The sequence below is a fragment of the Flavobacterium sp. LC2016-13 genome (genome assembly GCF_009707955.1).
In the GTDB taxonomy this organism is placed as follows: Bacteria; Bacteroidota; Bacteroidia; order Flavobacteriales; family Flavobacteriaceae; genus Flavobacterium.
Map to the genome: position 1 here is coordinate 1 of NZ_WMDQ01000058.1, position 308 is coordinate 308.

General features: G+C 47.7%; 1 pseudogene. It reads left to right on the forward strand.

The window, feature by feature from the left end:
• Positions 1 to 308: pseudogene (locus GKZ86_RS25375) on the forward strand (LarC family nickel insertion protein); the annotation flags it as partial.

The following is a 308-nucleotide window of genomic DNA, read 5'->3' on the forward strand; positions in this document are numbered from 1 at the left end:
AGCCCAGTAGTAGTAGGTACCGCAGCAGGGAATGTACAAATCACATCAAGTACGGTTCCGGTAGGATCAGGACTAGTGGTAAATGCAGACGGAACAGTAACAGTTCCGGCCAACACCCCATCTGGAAACTATTCAGTAAGCTATACGATTTGTGAAGTAAACAACCCATTGAATTGTAGTACTATTAGCTCTACGGTAGTAGTAAGTGCCCCAGCGATTGTTGCGGTAACAGACACGACCCCTTCGGTTAATGGATTGCCAGGCGGCACCACCACGGCATTAACGAGCAACGACACCTTAAATGGAAG